General features: G+C 61.5%; 16 protein-coding genes. 14 read left to right on the forward strand and 2 right to left on the reverse strand.

Translation table 11 applies throughout. The features are described 5' to 3' along the window. Positions 1 to 230 precede the first annotated feature (230 nt). Together QZ656_RS22905 and map are read right to left on the reverse strand one after the other, a co-directional pair. The gene (locus tag QZ656_RS22905; protein ID WP_291995557.1) at positions 231 to 2,813 is read right to left on the reverse strand and encodes a [protein-PII] uridylyltransferase; all 2,583 of its coding nucleotides are present in this window, start codon (positions 2,811 to 2,813) and stop codon (positions 231 to 233) included. Between the two features lie 6 nt (positions 2,814 to 2,819). After that, entirely contained in the window at positions 2,820 to 3,620 is an 801-nt protein-coding gene (gene map / locus QZ656_RS22910; RefSeq protein WP_291995558.1) for a type I methionyl aminopeptidase, read from the reverse strand. Positions 3,621 to 3,904: 284 nt separating this feature from the next. On the opposite strand from map, the gene QZ656_RS22915 reads away from it, so the two are divergent. The 14 genes from QZ656_RS22915 (at position 3,905) to fabZ (ending at position 18,469) form a co-directional block, all read left to right on the forward strand. Continuing rightward, positions 3,905 to 4,813, forward strand: coding sequence for a DUF4338 domain-containing protein (locus QZ656_RS22915; RefSeq protein ID WP_291991618.1), 909 nt, complete (start codon positions 3,905 to 3,907; stop codon positions 4,811 to 4,813). Next, positions 4,810 to 6,330, forward strand: a complete 1,521-nt coding sequence (locus tag QZ656_RS22920; protein WP_291992703.1) for a transposase family protein — start codon at positions 4,810 to 4,812, stop codon at positions 6,328 to 6,330. Before QZ656_RS22915 ends, QZ656_RS22920 begins: the two co-directional genes overlap by 4 nt. A gap of 467 nt (positions 6,331 to 6,797) precedes the next feature. Next, positions 6,798 to 7,541 carry a 30S ribosomal protein S2 gene (gene rpsB, locus QZ656_RS22925; RefSeq protein WP_291995559.1) on the forward strand — a complete coding sequence of 248 codons (744 nt, stop codon included), beginning with the start codon at positions 6,798 to 6,800 and terminating at the stop codon, positions 7,539 to 7,541. Between the two features lie 127 nt (positions 7,542 to 7,668). Further along, the gene (tsf, locus tag QZ656_RS22930; protein WP_291995560.1) at positions 7,669 to 8,562 is read left to right on the forward strand and encodes a translation elongation factor Ts; all 894 of its coding nucleotides are present in this window, start codon (positions 7,669 to 7,671) and stop codon (positions 8,560 to 8,562) included. Between the two features lie 55 nt (positions 8,563 to 8,617). Then, on the forward strand, positions 8,618 to 9,340 hold the full coding sequence (gene pyrH / locus QZ656_RS22935) for a UMP kinase (RefSeq protein WP_291995561.1): 723 nt from the start codon (positions 8,618 to 8,620) through the stop codon (positions 9,338 to 9,340). 15 nt (positions 9,341 to 9,355) lie between these two features. Then, entirely contained in the window at positions 9,356 to 9,916 is a 561-nt protein-coding gene (gene frr, locus QZ656_RS22940) for a ribosome recycling factor (protein ID WP_291995562.1), read from the forward strand. A 23-nt stretch (positions 9,917 to 9,939) separates the two neighbouring features. Then, positions 9,940 to 10,734: a polyprenyl diphosphate synthase gene (gene uppS / locus QZ656_RS22945; RefSeq protein ID WP_291995563.1), complete on the forward strand. Its 795-nt coding sequence runs from the start codon at positions 9,940 to 9,942 to the stop codon at positions 10,732 to 10,734. Continuing rightward, on the forward strand, positions 10,727 to 11,563 hold the full coding sequence (locus QZ656_RS22950) for a phosphatidate cytidylyltransferase (protein ID WP_291995564.1): 837 nt from the start codon (positions 10,727 to 10,729) through the stop codon (positions 11,561 to 11,563). The genes uppS and QZ656_RS22950 overlap by 8 nt, the downstream gene beginning before the upstream one ends. Before the next feature lie 17 nt (positions 11,564 to 11,580). After that, positions 11,581 to 12,768 carry a 1-deoxy-D-xylulose-5-phosphate reductoisomerase gene (gene ispC, locus QZ656_RS22955; RefSeq protein ID WP_291995565.1) on the forward strand — a complete coding sequence of 396 codons (1,188 nt, stop codon included), beginning with the start codon at positions 11,581 to 11,583 and terminating at the stop codon, positions 12,766 to 12,768. Next, positions 12,765 to 14,132 (forward strand): RIP metalloprotease RseP, encoded by a 1,368-nt coding sequence (gene rseP / locus QZ656_RS22960; protein ID WP_291995566.1) that lies wholly within the window; start codon positions 12,765 to 12,767, stop codon positions 14,130 to 14,132. The genes ispC and rseP overlap by 4 nt, the downstream gene beginning before the upstream one ends. A 4-nt stretch (positions 14,133 to 14,136) precedes the next feature. After that, complete coding sequence (gene bamA / locus QZ656_RS22965) at positions 14,137 to 16,419, forward strand: outer membrane protein assembly factor BamA (protein ID WP_291995567.1); 2,283 nt, start codon at positions 14,137 to 14,139, stop codon at positions 16,417 to 16,419. A gap of 15 nt (positions 16,420 to 16,434) precedes the next feature. After that, positions 16,435 to 16,953: an OmpH family outer membrane protein gene (locus QZ656_RS22970; RefSeq protein ID WP_291995568.1), complete on the forward strand. Its 519-nt coding sequence runs from the start codon at positions 16,435 to 16,437 to the stop codon at positions 16,951 to 16,953. 23 nt (positions 16,954 to 16,976) lie between these two features. Continuing rightward, positions 16,977 to 18,014, forward strand: a complete 1,038-nt coding sequence (lpxD, locus tag QZ656_RS22975) for a UDP-3-O-(3-hydroxymyristoyl)glucosamine N-acyltransferase (protein WP_291995569.1) — start codon at positions 16,977 to 16,979, stop codon at positions 18,012 to 18,014. Positions 18,015 to 18,019: 5 nt separating this feature from the next. After that, positions 18,020 to 18,469, forward strand: a complete 450-nt coding sequence (gene fabZ, locus QZ656_RS22980) for a 3-hydroxyacyl-ACP dehydratase FabZ (protein ID WP_291995667.1) — start codon at positions 18,020 to 18,022, stop codon at positions 18,467 to 18,469. Positions 18,470 to 18,474 lie beyond the last annotated feature (5 nt).

The following is an 18,474-nucleotide window of genomic DNA, read 5'->3' on the forward strand; positions in this document are numbered from 1 at the left end:
AAACAGTTCTTCAATAGACCTTAAGCAACTTCCGTGCCATTTCTGATTTGCAATAGATATAAATCTATAAATCAGCTTGATAGAGATTTTGTCTCGTTCTCGAATGAGCCCTGAAGTGCCCGGGTGTAAAAAAAACCGACAGTCTCCATCGGTGGCTGCTCCTCGGTTTTTCGCCGCTCCCGGGGTGGCTCACCAAGCTGTGCTCATGAGCCACGCGCCGAACGGCGCGATCAAAGTTTCAAACGCTCCAGCAACTCGGTTTCGAGTTTGATGCGGCTTGACGTTCTGCCGAGGTCGCCGCCGCTGATCAGGAAAGTGTCCTCAACGCGTTCGCCGAGAGTGGAGATCTTAGCTGTATGTAGATTAGCACCATGTGTGGCCAATGTCATTGCCACGCTATAAAGCAGGCCTGGGCGATCGGCCGCACTTACCGAAAGCACGTAATGCGAGCCTTTTTCGTCGGGTTCGATGGTGACCATGGGTTGAATCGGGAAATGCTTCACTTGCCGCGAGATTCGCCCGCTGCCTGGCGCCTCGGGCGGACTCTGTCGGCTCAGGCGGACCGTCAGTTCGTGCTCGACGTAGCTGATCATCGACCGATCGCTGTCGCGATCGCTGAGGTCAAGCAGCATGAAGCTGTCCAGGGCATAGCCGTGACGTGTGGTGTGGATCTTGGCATCGACGATGGTGTAGCCGGCGCGGCCAAAGAAGCCGACCAGACGCGCGAACAAGTCATGTTGGTCGAGCGTATAGATCATCACCTCGAGCCCGTCGCCTTGCGGGTTGATGCGCGCTTTGACGACCGGTTGCTCGACATTCGTCCGATAGTGCAGTGCCCGGGTATGCCAAGCGATCTCTTCCGCCGAATGGCGGAGGAAGTAGACGGTGTCAAGCTGCTTCCAGAGGCGTTCGTGCACCGCGTCGGGAAGGGCGAAATAGCGCAGCAGGCGCAAAGCTTCATTTTGGCGCTCTTCGATCAGTCCTTGCCTGACCGGCACCTGGCCGCCGGCGAGCAGCGTTCGGCAGGTGCTCCTGAACAGCTGTTCGAGCAACTGCCCCTTCCAGCTGTTCCAGACTTTCGGGCTGGTGCCGCGGATGTCGGCGACGGTGAACAGATAAAGTGCGATCAGGTGACGTTCGTTCTTGACTATCGCGGCAAATGCGCCCATCACTTCGGGGTCGGCAATGTCCTGTTTCTGTGCAACGGTTGACATCAGCAGATGCTGCTCGACCAGCCAGACGATCAGTTCGCTATCGTCGGCGTCGAGCTTGTGCGCCGCGCAGAACTCGGCGGCATCGACGGCGCCAAGGCGCGAGTGGTTACCCCCTCGACCCTTGGCGATGTCGTGGAAAAGGGCGGCGATGTAGAGTACCCAGGGGTGACGAAAATCGCTGATCAACTCGCTGCACAGCGGGTATTCGTGCGCAAACTCGTCGGCCAGAAAGCGCCGCAGGTTGCGCAGGACCCGCAGGATATGCTGGTCGACCGTATACACATGGAACAGGTCGTGTTGCATCTGACCGACAATCTTGCCGAAATTGGGCAGGTAGCGGCCAAGAACGCCGAACTGATTCATGAGCCGCATGGCATGCAGCACGCCGCGCGGCTGCTTGATGATCTCAAGGAAGCGGCCACGATTGCCGGGCTCGCTACGAAAAGCATCGTCGATCAGTGTGCGGGCGTGCCACAGGGCACGCAGGGTGCGCGCGCTCATTCCCTGCAGCTCGGGATGCTGCTGCATCAACAGGAAAGCCTCAAGCATGGCGGCGGGATCGCGGTGGAAGGTTTCGTCGTCGACCACGTCGAGCAAGTCGTGAGCGTTCTGGAAGCGGTCATTGATCGCCTGCGGCAGCTGCTCCGGCAACGGGCTAATGGCGGCGCCGATGTTCAGCAGCAAGATGGCGTTGATCTGCGTGACTTCCTTCGCCGTACGGTAGTAGCCCTGCATCAGCCGCTCGCTGGCGCGGCGGGTCGGCGTCGCCTGGTAGCCCAGTTGTTCAGCGAGCGCCGTCTGGTAGTCGAAAAGGAGCCGGTCTTCGCGGCGGCCGACGTGAATGTGCAGGCGGGTTCGTAACTGCTGCAGGAAGCCGATGCAGCGCTTCAGCTGCTTTTCTTCTTCGTGGGTCAGGAAGCCGTATTGCGCCAGATCGTCCCAGGTGCGACCGTAGCCCGCGGCGCTGGCAATCCACAGAATCGACTGCAAATCGCGCAGGCCACCCGGACCTTCCTTGCAGTTCGGTTCCAGACTGTAGGGCGTGTCATCGTAGCGCAGGTGGCGTTCGTCCTGCTCGCTTCGCTTGGCTTCGAAGAACGTGTGCGGATCAAGGACTTTTTCCAGTTCTGTCGAGAAGTCGTGGAAGAGTTGATCGCTGCCGGTCAGCAGGCGCGACTCAAGCAAGGCGGTCTGAATCGTCAGATCGCCGGCGGCGGCGTCGGCGCACTCGGCAACCGTGCGGACGCTGGGCGCGACTTCCAGTCCGATGTCGTAACAAAGAGTGACTGCCTGCTCCAGTTGTCTGGTCAGCACTTCGTCGGGTGGCTCCGGCAGCAGCAGCAGCAGGTCGACGTCCGACGCGGGGTAGAGTTCGCCGCGCCCGTAGCCGCCGACAGCGAGCAGCGCCAGCGACGCTGGCAAACGCAGAGCCTGCCACAAGTCGCAGAGGACGCCGTCAATCAGGCGGCAGCGCTCGCGCAGCAGGCGCGGCGCGTTACCGTCGGCGAGATAGTGCTCGCGGATTGCCGCCTGCTCGACTTGCAAGTGTGCGCGGCAGCGTGCGACCAGCGCTTGCGGATCAACAACCTCGGCGTCCATTGTCTGCTAGCCGATGCTGTCCGGAGGTTGGCGCGTACCCTCGGAGACGGTGAGGACGTCGTACCCGGCCTCGGTGACCAGGATGGTGTGCTCCCATTGTGCGGACAGGCTGTGATCCTTGGTGACGATCGTCCAGCCGTCAGCCATCGTCCTGATGGCTGCCTTGCCGGCGTTGATCATCGGCTCGATGGTAAAAACCATCCCCGCTTCGAGCCGGATACCGGTGTGTGGTCGGCCATAGTGAAGAACCTGTGGTTCTTCGTGGAACTTGGCGCCGATGCCGTGACCGCAGAACTCGCGGACCACCGAATAGCCCGATTTTTCGGCGTGCTGCTGAATCGCGTGACCAATGTCGCCGAGGTGCGCGCCGGCCCTGACCTGCGCGATTCCCAGCCACAGGCATTCGAAGGTGATCTCGCACAGCCGTCGTGCCTGCACCGACGCTTCGCCGACCAGGAACATGCGGCTGCTGTCGCCGTGATAACCGTCCTTGATCACCGTCACGTCGAGATTGACGATATCGCCGTTTTTCAGCTGCCGATCGCCGGGAACGCCGTGACAGACCTGGTGGTTTACCGAGGTGCAGACCGATTTTGGGTACGGCTGGTAGCCCGGTGGCGCGTAGTTGAGCGGCGCAGGGATACCACCCTGAACATCGACAATGTAGTCGTGGCACAGTCGATCGAGTTCGCCGGTGGTGATTCCCGACCTGATCTGCGGCGCTATGTAGTCGAGCACCTCGGCCGTCAGTCGGCCGGCGACGCGCATCTTGTCGATTTCCTGCGGGGTCTTGAGTGTAATGCTCATGCGTGGAGCTCGGGGTCGAGATGAGAAGAGGGACGAAGGATAAAGGAAGCCAGGGGCTTAGGCAATTTGCCGGAGGGCGTCGGCGGTGGTCTGTGGCTGCTCGGTGCCGGCGCCTGGAAACAGCAGGAGGGCGCAGCGCTGAAGCATGACTGCGCCAGCCCAGTACTGGCAAGGCGTTGCGGTGGGCAGGCAAAAAAGGTTTCGCACAAGGGAGCTAGACAGCCGGGGGGACTTCTGGCAGGATAGGTGGAGGGTCATTGGTCCACGTTTCAGCCGGAGGTATCGTGGTGGTTGCAACGAGCGAAGGGGAGTGGGTGCACTGCGGTCGCGTATTCAGCGCCGCGGAGATCGCCGAGGTGTGCGGGACGGTGGCGTGGCTGCCGGGATTGGCGCGCAAGGAGTTGGCGGCGACGGTCTGCGAGCACCTGGGGTGGACCACTCTGACAGGGACGGCGAAGATCAGCGCCTGCCTGGAGTTTCTGGAGCGTTTGCAGGCGGCCGGGCTGCTGACACTGCCGGCGATAAGGCCGTCGTCAGCACGCCGTTGCGCGCCGCCCGCGGCACCCGTAGATACGGTCACCGGGGAGCTTCCCGTGCACTGCGCCCTGTCGGCACTCGCACCGGTCTGCCTGGAAGTCGTTCGCGACGCGGCGTTGGTGGCGCAGTGGGATGCGCTGGTGGCGCGCTGGCACCCACTGGGTTTCCAGGGGGCCTTCGGCTACCGCCTGCGCTACTTCATCACGGCGGGCGACCGGCGGCTCGGCAGCGTCCTGCTGGCCGGCGCTGCCCGCGCGGTCGCCGTGCGCGACCGCTGGATCGGCTGGACGGCCCAGGCCCGCCGCGAGAACCTGGCGCGGGTGGTGAACAACAGCCGCTTCCTGATCTTTCCCCACGTCCGGGTGCCGCATCTGGCCAGTCATGTGCTCGGACAACTCGCGCGCCGCGCACGCGCGGACTGGCTCGATCACTGGGGCTTCGAGCCCCTGTTGCTGGAGACTTTCGTCGATCCTCGTCACTATACCGGCACCTGTTACCGCGCGGCCGGTTGGCAGTTGCTCGGGGCAACCAGCGGGCGCGGGCTGGCCCGCCCCGGCCAGTCGTATCGCAGCACGCCCCGCCAGGTGTGGCTCAAACCGCTGAGCGCCGATTGTCGCGACCGGCTGTGTGCCGCCCCTGGGAGCTCCCGGCCATGAGCAAACCCTGCCGTCGCCCGACACGCGCTGCCCTCAAGGAGCTGCGCTCAGAGAAGAAACGGCAGGAAAAGGCACTGAACGCGAAACGGCGCGCGAGTGGACAAGTCCTCCACTCCCCCACTTCTCTGCCCAACCGATGCTCAGCCTTCGCGACCGTCGGCGAGGAAAGGGAGGCCCGCGAGGACGCCGTGAGCAAAAAGACGCGTCTCCTGCGCAAAGAGCTACCCGCCTTGCTCGAGCAACTGGAACAAATTCCCGACCCGAGAGACCCCAGGAAGCGCCGCCACAAGCTGACCGCGCTGCTGCTTTACGGTCTGCTGATGTTCGTCTTTCAGTTCTCCTCTCGGCGCGAGACCAACCGCGAAATATCCCGTCCCCAGTTCATGGCCAACCTCCACCTGCTGTTCCCGGAGATCGAGACCCTGCCACACGCCGACACCCTGTTTCGGCTGCTGCGCGACATCGACCTTGACCACCTTGAGCAGGCCCACGTCGATCTGGTGAAGCGGCTGATCCGCGGCAAGAGCTTCCGCCGCTATCTGATCAACCACTGCTACCCCATCGCCATCGACGGCTCGCAGAAGGTCGCCGGCGACACCCTCTGGGCGGAGGAACTCCTCCAGCGCACCGTCGGCAAGGAGGAAACCCGCCACACCCAGTACTTCGTCTACGTCCTCGAGGCCAGCCTGGCTTTCCACAACGGCCTGGTCGTCCCACTGCTCAGCGAGTTCCTCGAACACGCGCTGGGCGATACCGAAGCGCAAAAGCAGGACTGCGAGCTGCGCGGCTTTGTGCGCTTGAGCGACCGGCTCAAGACGCTGTTCCCCCGCCTGCCGATCCTGCTCCTGCTCGACGGCCTTTACGCCAACGGGCCGGTGATGCAGCGCTGCTTGCGCGCCCACTGGCAGTTCATTATCGTGCTTAAGGACAAGGATTTGTCCACGGTCTGGCAGGAGTTCCGCGCACTCCACGCCCTGAAGCCACAAGCCGTGCAGCGCGCTTGGGGAAGGCGCCGACAACACTTCAGCTGGGTCAACGACATCGACTACGCCTTCGCGGCCAACGGGCGTCAGCGTCTCAAGCTGAACCTGGTGGTCTGTGAGGAAAGCTGGGAAAAGATCGATGAACAGGCCAGGACCGTCACCGAAACATCGCGCCACGCCTGGCTCTCCAGCCAACCGCTCAGACAAGACAATGTCCATGAGCGCTGCAACCTCGGTGCCCGCCACCGTTGGGGCATCGAAGCGGGCTTCCTCGTCGAAAAACATCAGGGCTACCACTACGAGCATGCCTTTGCCCTCGACTGGAATGCCATGAAAGGCTATCACCTCCTCATGCGCCTGGCGCATGTGTTCAATACCCTGGCACGTTTCACCCGGCAGTTACGCAACCTGTATCAAGAACTCGGTGTGCGCGGCGCCATCGCCTTCATCCGTAATTCCTGTGCTGCGCCCTGGCTTGACCCAGCACGCCTGCGTCTGCTTCTCGCCGAACCGTTCCTGCTGCAACTCGAATAACCTTGCCCAGGCCTGCCCAACACATCTTCCCAAGCGCGGCGCACCCCGCGCCGGGAAAGGCTCGCCTGGCGATCGTAACGGAGCTCCCTCGACCTCTCCTGTCCCACTGACTGAACACCAAACCCCCGCGCCGCAAGCGCTCCCTTGCCGCTAGCCAACCCCCATCTGGCCGCCTCGGCGGCGAAAGTGGGCGTAACCGGCAAGTGCTGTCGATTCGGGGAGGTCATGCGTCAGGGCTGAGGAGGGCGCGCGCGATTTGAATTTATGCCTCGCTTGGTGGTACTATCGGCCGGTTTTGCTGGCCTGTGTCAGCGAAACCGGAAAGCGTGCCTTCGTGGTGCGCCGGGCTGGCCGATGTGGCAAGCCCTATTACGCACATTCGCCTGTTCAAGGGTGCCTGCCAGAACAACACGACAGGCTGTAGCTGGGCGGATGGTGGTCTAACCCTGATTTGAGAGTAAAAACATATGTCTACAACGATGCGTCAGATGCTGGAGGCCGGCGTTCACTTCGGTCATCAGACACGATTCTGGAATCCGAAGATGGCGCCGTACATCTTCGGCGCCCGTAACAAGATCCACATTGTCAACCTCGAGAGCACGCTTGCCAAATACAACGAAGCGATGAACTTCGTTCGCAAGCTATCGGCCAACAAGGGCAACATCCTGTTTGTTGGAACCAAGCGGCAGGCTCGTGAAATCATCGCCGAGGAAGCGTCGCGTTGCGTTTCTCCGTATGTCGACCAGCGCTGGCTGGGCGGCATGCTGACCAACTTCAAGACCATCAAACAATCGATCAAGCGCCTCAAGGAGATGGAGGCGATGGTCGAAGATGGCTCTCTGGAGCGACTCGGCAAGAAAGAGGCGCTGATGACCACGCGCGAACTCGAGAAGATGCTCAAGTCGATCGGTGGCATCAAGGATATGGTGACGCTTCCCGACGCGCTATTCGTGATCGACGTCGGTTATCACAAGATTGCGATCACCGAAGCCAACAAGCTGGGAATCCCGATCGTCGCGGTGGTCGATACCAACCATTCGCCGGAGGGTATCGATTACGTCATTCCCGGCAACGATGACTCCTCGCGGGCCATCCGGCTGTACGCGCGTGGCGTCGCCGACGCCGTTCTTGAAGGACGCAGCCAGTTCGTCGAGGAAATCATCGAAGCCGTTTCGGGTGATGAGTTCATCGAAGAAGCCAGCGACGACTGAGTACCTGCTGCTCTGGCCGGCTGTGCGGGGGACCCGCCGCCGGCCAGTTGTTTGTCATGACTGTGTTCAGTAATGTTCAGTGAGGCGCTGCCGGCCTTTCCGGCAGTGTTTGCAAGTGGAGAATGAAATGGCGGAAATTACCGCAAGTATGGTGAAAGAGCTGCGCGAAAGAACCGACGCGCCGATGATGGAGTGCAAGAGAGCGCTGACCGAGGCCGCTGGCGACATAAGCAAGGCCGAAGAAATTCTGCGCGTCAAGCTGGGCTCGAAGGCCAGCAAGGCAGCAAGTCGGATCACCGCTGAAGGCATCGTCGCCATCTACCTGTCGGACGACAGGACGCTGGGTGCGCTGGTCGAAGTCAACTGCGAAACCGACTTTGTCGCCAAGAATGACGACTTTCTGAAGTTGGCCGGCGATTGTGCAGCGCTGGTTGCCGCCAATGACCCGGCCGATGTCGCCGCCCTGTCGGCCTTGCCGATGGGTGACGGCAGCGTCGAATCGACGCGCACCGCGCTGGTCGGCAAGATCGGCGAGAACCTGTCGATTCGCCGCTTCGTTCGCACGCAGGCCAAGGGGAAGCTCGCTTGCTACGTTCATGGCGGCGCCAAGATCGGCGTCCTGCTCGATTGCCTGGGGGGCGACGACCAGTTGGCCAGGGATCTGGCGATGCAGATCGCAGCGGGCAAGCCGAAGGCACTCGACGCGAGCGGTGTCGCCGCCGATCTGATCGACAGCGAGCGTCGTATCGCGATCGAGAAAGCAAAGGAAGCCGGTAAGCCGGAAGCGATGCTCGAGAAGATCGCCGAAGGCTCGGTGCAGAAATTCCTGAACGAAGTGACGCTGCTCGGTCAGGTCTTCGTCAAGGCCGAAGATGGCAAGCAAACGATCGCCCAGCTGCTCAAGGCCAAGGGTGCTTCGGTGGCTGGCTTCACGCTGTTCGTGGTCGGTGAAGGAATTGCCAAGAAGAGCAACGACTTCGCGGCCGAAGTTGCTGCGCAGGCCGCTGCCGCCCAGAAATAGTCGAGTAGTTGATTTCCCGTGGCTGACCAGGCCTGACTCAAGGAGCACGATTGCCATGTCCGAGAACGCGCCGAAATATAAACGTATCCTACTCAAACTCTCCGGTGAGGCCCTGATGGGCTCCGATGCTTACGGCATCAACCGGCAGACCATTTCGGGAATCGTTGCCGAAATAAAGGCGATTGTCGAGATGGGCGTTCAGGTCGGCGTGGTGATCGGCGGTGGCAACATCTTTCGTGGTGTTGCCCCAGCTGCTTCAGGCATGGACCGCGCGCAGGCGGACTATATGGGAATGCTGGCGACGGTCATGAACGGGCTTGCCCTGCACGATGCCATGCGCTCGGCCGGAATGGTTTCACGCGTCCAGTCGGCGCTGAACATCGAGCAGGTGGTCGAGCCTTACATTCGTGCCAAGGCCATTCGTTACCTGGAACAGGGCCGGACGGTGATCTTTGCCGGCGGTACCGGCAACCCGTTTTTCACGACCGACACGGCGGCCGCCTTGCGTGGTGCCGAAATCGGTGCTGAAATCGTCCTCAAGGCGACCAAGGTGGACGGTATCTACTCGGCAGACCCCAAGAAGGACCCCTTGGCCGTACGCTACGACCGGATCAGTTTCGACGATGCCATCTCGCAGAATCTGGCGGTAATGGATGCCACCGCTTTTGCCCTTTGCCGAGACCAGAAGTTGCCGATCAACGTCTTCTCGATTTTCAAGCACGAGGCTTTGCGGCGGGTGACGATGGGCGAGAACGAAGGCACCCTGGTGTATTGCTGACGGAGACACAGAACAATGTCCATAGAAGATGTCAAGAAGACCACCGAAGTAAAGATGAGGAAGTCGCTCGAGGCGCTCAAGACCGACCTCGCGAAAGTGCGCACCGGCCGCGTTCACACCGGCTTGCTCGACCATGTGCAGGTCGAGTATTACGGTTCGCAGGTGCCGATCAACACGGTCGCCAACGTGACCGTGATCGACGCTCGTGCGCTCGGCGTACAGACCTGGGAAAAGGGTATGGCGGCGAAGGTCGAGAAGGCCATCCGCGACTGCGATCTCGGTCTCAATCCGTCGTCGCAAGGTGATCTGATTCGCGTGCCGATGCCGGCGCTGACCGAGGATCGGCGCCGGGAATTGATCAAGGTTGTGAAGGGCGAGGCCGAAGGGTCCAAAGTGGCCCTGCGTAATTTGCGACGTGACGCCATCGCCACGCTGAAGGAGATGCTCAAGAACAAAGAGTGTTCAGAGGATGAGGAGCACCGTGCGCAGGACGAAATCCAGAAGCTCACCGACCGCCACGTTGCCGACGTCGACAAGCAGCTTGACCACAAGGAAGCCGAGTTGATGGCGATCTAGAAGCGGTCGGTCGAGTAATCGCAATGGCTCTCTTCGGTAGTTCCACACGCAATCTCCCGGCAACGTCGGCGGTCCCGCGGCATGTGGCGATCATCATGGACGGCAACGGAAGGTGGGCCAAGAAGCGCCTGCTGCCACGTTTCGCTGGCCATCATCGCGGTGTCGAGACGGTGCGCGCGACGGTCAAGGCGTGTCTTGATCGGGGCATTGAGTACCTGACACTTTTTGCCTTCAGCTCCGAGAACTGGCGTCGTCCTGAAGAGGAGGTGTCGCTGTTGATGCAGCTCTTCGTTCGCGTCTTGAAGGACGAGGTCAGCAAGCTCCATCGCAATGGTGTCCGCCTGCGCGTGATTGGCGACCTGTCACGATTCGAGCCCGAGCTGCAGAGGTTGATCCGGGTCTCCGAGCAACGAACGGCTGCCAACGATCAGCTGGTGCTGACCATTGCGGCGAACTACGGTGGCCGTTGGGATGTCGTCCAGGCGGTCAAGCGGCTACTGCGCTGCGAGCCGGACAGGAATGGCGAGTGGACCGAGAGCGATCTGACTCAGCACCTGGCGATGAGCTACGCACCCGAGCCCGATCTCTTTATCCGCACCGGCGGCGAGCAGCGAATCAGCAACTTCCTGCTCTGGCAGCTCGCCTATACCGAGTTGTATTTCACCGACGTGCTGTGGCCCGAGTTCGACACGACAGCTTTCGACGCGGCGCTGGCCTCTTATCGGCAGCGCGAGCGGCGATTCGGGCGAACCAGCGAACAGCTGCTCGGCAACACGCCGTCACCGGCATCTCCGACAGGTCCGCGGGTAGATGCTTAGGACGCGGGTAATCACCGCGGTCTTTCTGTTTGCCGCTTTCTTTTTCGCACTCTTCTACCTGCCGCCGCTGGGTTGGTTGTTGTTCGCCACGGCGGTGGCTGCCGTCGCTGCCTGGGAGTGGGGCGCGCTGATGCGCCTCGGTGGCTCGCTACGGATTCTGCTGGCTCTTATCCTGGCGCTGCTGTGCGCGGCGATCAGCGTTCTCGAGCCGGCGGCCGTTGGTCTGGATGCGGATCCTGCCAATACGGCACGGCGTCTGGGGGCGTATTTCTACCTGCCTGCCGCGGCCTGGTGGCTGTTCGCCGTACCGCTCTGGCTGCGACGGCGCTGGCCCTTGTCAAATGCGCCACTCGGCTTGCTCATCGGGCTGCTGCTGATTCTGCCGACGTGGCTGGCGCTGGTCCAACTGCGGCAAGCCGGCCCGCTATCCTTGCTGGCGATCATGACCGTCGTCTGGCTGGCGGATATCGGCGCGTATTTCGCCGGACGACGCTTCGGCCAACACAAGCTGGCACCCAACATTAGCCCGGGCAAGACCTGGGAGGGGGCGATCGGCGGTGGCGTTGCGGTCGTCGCCTATGGATTCCTGCTGTCGTCGCGGCTGCCGGCCGTGCTGGCCGACAATTATTTGTTGCTGCTGCTGGTCCTGATCTTGCTCACGGTGATCAGCGTCATGGGTGATCTGTTCGAATCGCTGCTCAAGCGTCAGGCCGGCCTGAAGGACAGCAGCCAGGTGCTGCCGGGTCACGGTGGTGTCCTGGACCGTATCGACAGTCTCACGTCGACCTTGCCGCTGGTCGCGCTGCTTTGGCTGGCGACGCTGCCTTGAGCGCTGGCGAGAGATCTGTGCAAAATTTGACCATTCTGGGATCGACCGGCTCGATCGGCGTTAGTACGCTCGACGTCGTGCGTCGCCACCCGCAGAGCTATCGGCTACTGGCGCTGTGCGCGCATCGCCAGGTCGACCTGCTGTTCGCGCAATGCCTCGAGTTTCGGCCGCGTCATGCGGTCATCGGCGATGCCGCTCTGGCGGCCGATCTCGCGGCGCGGCTGGCTCAAGCAGGCTGCCCGACCGATGTCGCGTACGGCCCTGAGGCCTTGCTGCGGATGGCGCGCTTGCCGGAAGTCGACGCGGTGATGGCGGCCATCGTCGGCGCGGCCGGCTTGCCGCCGACCTTGGCCGCTGTCGAAGCGGGCAAGAAGATCCTGTTGGCGAACAAGGAGGCGCTGGTCATGGCCGGCGCGGTTTTCATGCGTGCCGTTCGCCAGAGCGGTGCCGTTCTGCTGCCGATCGATAGCGAACACAACGCCATTTTTCAGTCGCTGCCCAGTGATTATTCGGGTGACCTCAGCGACAGCGGCGTCAGTGGCCTGTACCTCACCGCGTCGGGTGGACCGTTTCGAACGACGGCTCTGGCCGACCTCGAGTCGGTCGGTCCCGAGCAAGCCTGCGCGCATCCGAACTGGGTCATGGGACGAAAGATATCGGTCGATTCGGCGACGATGATGAACAAGGGCCTGGAAATCATCGAGGCGCATTGGTTGTTCAACGTCCCGGCCGAACGAATCGAGGTCGTGATCCATCCGGAAAGCATCGTCCATTCTCTGGTGCAATATACCGATGGCTCGGTAATTGCCGAACTCGGCAATCCCGACATGCGTACGCCGATCGCACATGCACTGGCGTATCCGCGGCGGATCGCCGCCGGCGTCGAGCCACTGGACCTCTTCAAGGTCGCGTCGCTGCACTTCGAGCGGCCCGACTTCGAGCGTTTTCCGTGCCTGGCGCTGGCCTATCGGGCGCTCGCCGATGGGGGCTGCGCGCCGACGACGCTCAACGCGGCGAACGAAGTGGCGGTGCAGGCTTTCCTCGATGGACGGATCGGCTTTACAGCGATCGCCAGGGTTATTGCCGACACCATGCAGCAGTTGCCGGCCGGGCCGGCGCTGGGCTCGCTGGCGGAGGTTCTGACCGCCGACCGGATGGCACGGCTAGCGGCCGAGAACTACATCGCCATGGAGCCGCGCCGATGAGTGCTTTCCTCTATTACCTGGCCGCTTTTGCCGTGGTTCTGGGCGTCCTGGTGGTGGTCCACGAGTTCGGACACTATCAGACCGCTCGCTGGCTCGGCGTCAAGGTCCTGCGTTTTTCGGTCGGCTTCGGCCGGCCGTTGTGGTCAAGGAAGTTTGGCCGCGACGACACCGAGTGGGCGATTGCCGCGTTCCCGCTGGGCGGCTACGTCAAGATGCTCGACGAGCGCGAAGGCGAAGTGCCTGTGGCGGAACTGCACCGGAGCTTCAACCGCCAGCCGGTGCTGTCGCGGATGGCGATCGTTGTCGCCGGCCCGCTGGCCAACTTCCTGTTGGCGATCGTCCTCTACTGGGGACTTTTCTGGCATGGCACGGAGGAGTTCAAACCCTTGCTCGCGACGCCGCCAGCCGTCAGCGCTGCCGCAGCGGCCGGACTGGCAAACGGTGAGCTGGTGCGCAAGGTCGACGGCGAGGGCGTGCAAACGTGGCAGGAGATGCGTTGGCTGGTGCTGCAACGAGCGGTCGATCACGATAGAGTTGCCCTCGAAGTGATCAATCGACACCAGGAGATCGCCATTCGCCACCTCGACGTCTCGGCTGTTCGCCGTTCGGGCTGGGAGGGCGACGCGCTGGAAAGGCTGGGGCTCGCGCTCTACCGTCCCAGCCTGCCGCCTGTGCTGGGCGAGGTCCAAGGTGGCGGTGCGGCGGCTGCAGCCGGCCTGCGCCCGGCTGACGAAGTGCTCTCCGTCGATGGCCACGCGATCGCCAGCTGGGCGGATTTCGTGCATATCGTTCGCCAGTCACCGGGGCTGCGGCTGGTGCTCGCCGTGCGGCGCGACGGGCAGCCGATCGAAATCGCACTGACACCGGCAAGCATCGACGAGCAGGGCGAGGAGATCGGCCGCGTCGGCGTCACGGTCAGCGATGGCGACCGGGCGCGCGCCGAGTCGATGGTCACCGTCAGCTATGGACCATTGTCGGCACTGAGCAAGGCGGTCGTCGAGACCTGGGACAAGTCGGCCTTCACCCTGCTGATGATGGGCAAGATGATTACCGGCGAAGTCTCGTGGCGAAATATCAGCGGGCCGGTAACCATCGCCGACTACGCCGGCCGCTCGGCCAGACTGGGCTTCGACTATTACATCAAATTCATGGCGCTGGTCAGCATCAGTCTCGGCGTCTTGAATCTACTACCGATCCCGATCTTGGATGGTGGGCATTTGATGTATTATCTCGTCGAAATCATCAAGCGTGGGCCAGTCTCCGAGCGCAGCATGGAAATCGGTCAGCAGATCGGTCTGGCGCTCCTGCTCACGCTGATGGCTTTCGCCTTCTACAACGACATCAATCGACTGATTTCCGGCTGAACTCATGAAGAAAAACCTGCTCGCAGGGCTGCTTGCCGTACTTTTTTCCTCCGGCGCCGCAGCCATGCAACCGTTCACGGTTCAGGACGTGCGGGTCGAAGGCATTCAACGTGTTGAAGCAGGAACTGTTTTCAGCTACCTGCCGGTCAAGGTCGGCGACACGATGAACGACGAAAAGGCCGCGCAGGTCATCAAGACCTTGTTTGCCACCGGCTTTTTCAAGGACGTCCGGATCGAAACCGATGGTGCCGTACTCATCATCGTCGTCGAGGAGCGGCCAGCGATCGCCCAGATCGACTTCGTCGGCCTGAAGGAGTTCGACAAGGAGCAGTTGCTCAAGGGGCTGAAGGAGGTCGGCATTGCGGTATCGCGCACCTTCGACCGGGCGACGCTGGAAAAAGCCGAACAGGAACTGAAACGCCAGTATCTGTCCCGCGGCCGCTACGCGGTGACCATCACCACCACCATCACGCCGCTGGATCGCAACCGAGTGGCGGTAAACTTCAATGTCGACGAGGGTGATACCGCCAAGATCAAGCAGATCAACATCGTCGGCGCAGCCGCCCTGAAGGAAAAAGATCTGCTTGGCGTCATGGAATTGCGGACACCCAACTGGATCAGTTGGTACACCAAGAGCGACCAGTATTCCAAGCAGAAGCTGTCTGCCGACCTCGAAACGCTGCGCTCGTACTATCTCGATCGGGGTTTCCTGGAATTCAACGTCGAGTCCACGCAGGTGTCGATCAGCCCCGACAAGAAGGACATCTACATCACGATCAGCATCATTGAGGGCGAGCGCTACCAGGTTTCATCGGTGAAGCTCGCCGGCGACCTGACGCTGCCCGAAGAAGTGTTCCGGAAGGCGGTCAAGATCAAAGCGGGCGACGTTTTCTCGCGCGCCAAACTCAACGAGAGTACCAAGGACATCGCCGACAAGCTCGGCGCGCAGGGCTACGCGTTCGCCAACGTCAACGCGGCGCCGGAAATCGACAAGGAGAAGCGCCAGGTCGCGTTTACCATCTTCGTCGACCCCGGCAAGCGGGCTTACGTGCGGCGGATCAACATCACCGGCAACACCAAGACGCGTGACGAAGTCATTCGCCAGGAAATGCGCCAGATGGAAGCGGGCTGGTACGACGCCGAGCGCGTCGTCGCGTCGCGTGCGCGAATCGACAAGACCGACTACTTTTCCGAGGTCAACGTCGAAACGCCACCGGTTCCCGGGACGATTGATCAGGTCGATGTCAACGTCAACGTCACCGAGAAGTCGACCGGCAACATCTCGATCGGGGCGGGCTATTCGAGTTCGGAAAAAGTCGTCCTCTCGGGCTCGATCTCGCAGTCCAACATCTTTGGCAGCGGCAAGTTCCTGGCCTTGCAGGTGAACACCGGCAAGTTGAACCGGACTCTGGGTATCAACTATACCAATCCCTACTTCACCGTTGACGGCATCAGCCAGGGTTTTGACGCCTACTACCGCACACTCAACCCGACGTCTCTCGGCTACGCGTTCCAGTCCACGTCATACGGTGGCGGCATCCGTTTCGGCTATCCGATTGGCGAAAAGCAAATGCTCAACTTCGGGCTGGCGGTCGATCAGACGACCATCGACATCACGCCAATCACCGTGGCAACGCCGATCCAGTACATCCAGTTTCAGGCGCAGCACGGTGACTCCAATGTCACCGTGCCGGCGACCGTGTCGTGGACCCGCGACAGCCGCGATAGCGCCATTCTGGCGACCACTGGTGGCATCCAGAAGGCCGGCCTGGAGGTCGCCATCCCGGGCGCCGACCTGACTTTCTATCGAACGACGTATCAGATTCAGCAGTACTTCGGGCTCACCAAGGAACTGATTCTGATGCTCGGTGGCGAGCTTGGCTATGCCAACGGCTTGCAGGGACAAACGCTACCGTTCTACAAAAACTTCTATGCCGGCGGTGTCGGCTCGGTCCGCGGCTACGACACGGCGAGTCTCGGACCTGTCGATCCGCTGTATCCCGACACGCGTCTCGGTGGTACCCGCAAGGCCGTCTTCAACTCGGAAATCCTGATGCCCTTCCCGGGTCTCGACAAGGCATTCCGTTTCGGCCCGTTCTTCGACGCCGGCAACGTGTTCACCGACAAGTACACCTATGCCGATCAGGGGCTGCGGATGTCGGTCGGACTTACGGCGACCTGGCTTTCGCCCCTGGGACCGTTGAAATTCAGTTTCGGTCAACCGATCAACGAAGAAAGTAATGATAAACTCCAAAAGTTCCAGTTTCAGTTTGGGACCACTTTTTAGCCCAGGAGAAATAGCTTGAAGAAAACGATTGCCAGACTGCTGGTTGCGTTGATCGCCTCGCTGCCGGTGTCTTACGCGTCGGCAACAGATTCCTTGAAGGTTGGCTACGTCAATACCCAACGCCTGTTTCGTGACGCACCTGCAGCCGTCAGAGCGGCCAAGAAAATCGAGCAGGAATTCTCCAAGCGCGATCAGGATCTGCAGCGCCTGGCCAAGCAGGTTCAGGGACTTCAGGAGGGCCTCGAGAAAAATGGCCTGACCATGGCCGAAGCCGATCGCCGCGCCAAAGAGAAGGATCTGGGGGAGTTGTCGCGAGAGTTTCAGCGCAAGCAGCGCGAGTTCCGGGAAGATCTGAACCTGCGTCAGAACGAGGAGAACGCGGCGATCATCGAAAAGGCCAACAAGGCGATCAAGCAACTCGCCGACAGCGAGAAATATGACCTGATCGTTCAAGACGTGGTCTGGGTCAGCCCGAAGCTCGACATCACCGACAAGGTGATCAAAGCCCTGTCAGACGCCAAGGAAGCGAAGTAAGCGCCACCCGGTCAAGTAATGGAATGCCGGTGTCAGGAGGTTTGCGGCTAGACGAGATCGTCGCTCGTCTCGGTGGCGTGTTGGCGGGCGATGGCTCGGTGGTTGTCGCGCAGGTCGGCAGCCTCCTGTCGGCAGGGGAGCGCCGCATCGCCTTCCTTGCCAATCCAAAATATCGGCAGCAACTACAAAAGACGCAGGCTGCGGCGGTGATCGTGCCGCCACAGTTTGCCTCCGAGACGTCGCTGCCGCGCATCGTTCACCCCAATGCTTACGCTTATTACGCACGCGTCGCGGCGCTCCTCAACCCGCCGCTGCAGGCTTGTCCAGGAGTGCGTGCCGGAGCGGTGGTCAAGTCGGAGTTGCCGGCGTCGGCGAGTATTGGTGAAAACGTCGTTATCGGCGAAGGCGTACGCATCGGCGAGAACGTCATCGTCCATCCCGGATGTGTGATTGGCGATCGCGTGGCGATTGGCGACGATTCGCTGCTCTACCCGAACGTCGTGGTTTATGGTGACTGCGTGATCGGCAAGCGGGCGATCATCCACGCCGGTGCGGTGATCGGTGGCGACGGCTTCGGCTTTGCCAAGGACGGCGAGCGCTGGGTCAAGATCCCGCAGATCGGTCGCGTCCTGATTGGCGATGACGTCGAGATCGGCGCCAATACCTCGATCGATCGCGGCGCGCTCGACGACACGGTGATCGGCAACGGCGTCAAACTCGATAACCAGATCCAGATTGGGCACAACGTCATCATCGGCGACGACACGGCGATGGCCGGCTGCGTTGGCGTCGCTGGCAGCACCAGAATTGGTCGGCGGTGCACCGTCGGCGGCGCCGGAATGATCATCGGCCACCTGCAATTGAGCGACGACGTGCACATTTCGGCGGGCAGCATGGTCACCAGGAACCTGCCCACCGCGGGCCAGTATACGAGCATTTTCCCGCTCGCCGCGCACGCGCAATGGTTGCACACGGCGGCTCAGATCAAGCGTCTGGCAAGACTCGCCGAGCGCGTCGCCGAACTTGAGAAGAAACTAGAAACAATGGAGAAAACGTCTTGAATGCAATGGATATTCACGAGATTCTGGAGCACCTGCCGCATCGCTACCCCTTTCTCCTGGTCGACCGCGTCGTCGACTACGAACTGGGCAAGTCCATCCATGCCTACAAGAACGTGACCGTCAACGAGCCGTTCTTCGTTGGCCACTTCCCCCATCACCCGGTGATGCCGGGCGTATTGATCATGGAAGCGCTGGCGCAGGCCGCCGGCATCCTGTCGTTCAAGACGATGGGCGCCAAGCCCGATGCGAATTCGGTTTTCTACTTTGTCGGTATCGACGACGCGCGCTTCAAGAAGCCGGTGACCGCCGGCGACCAGTTGCACCTGCACGTGCACATCCTGCGGCAGATGCGCGGCATCTGGAAATACAAGGCTGAAGCGCGGGTTGACGGCGAAGTCGTTGCCGAAGCCGAGTTGATGTGCGCCAAGCGCGACGTCGTTGGAGCGACCGGGTGACAGGA

The sequence above is a fragment of the Candidatus Accumulibacter sp. ACC003 genome (genome assembly GCF_907163085.1).
GTDB lineage: Bacteria > Pseudomonadota > Gammaproteobacteria > Burkholderiales > Rhodocyclaceae > Accumulibacter.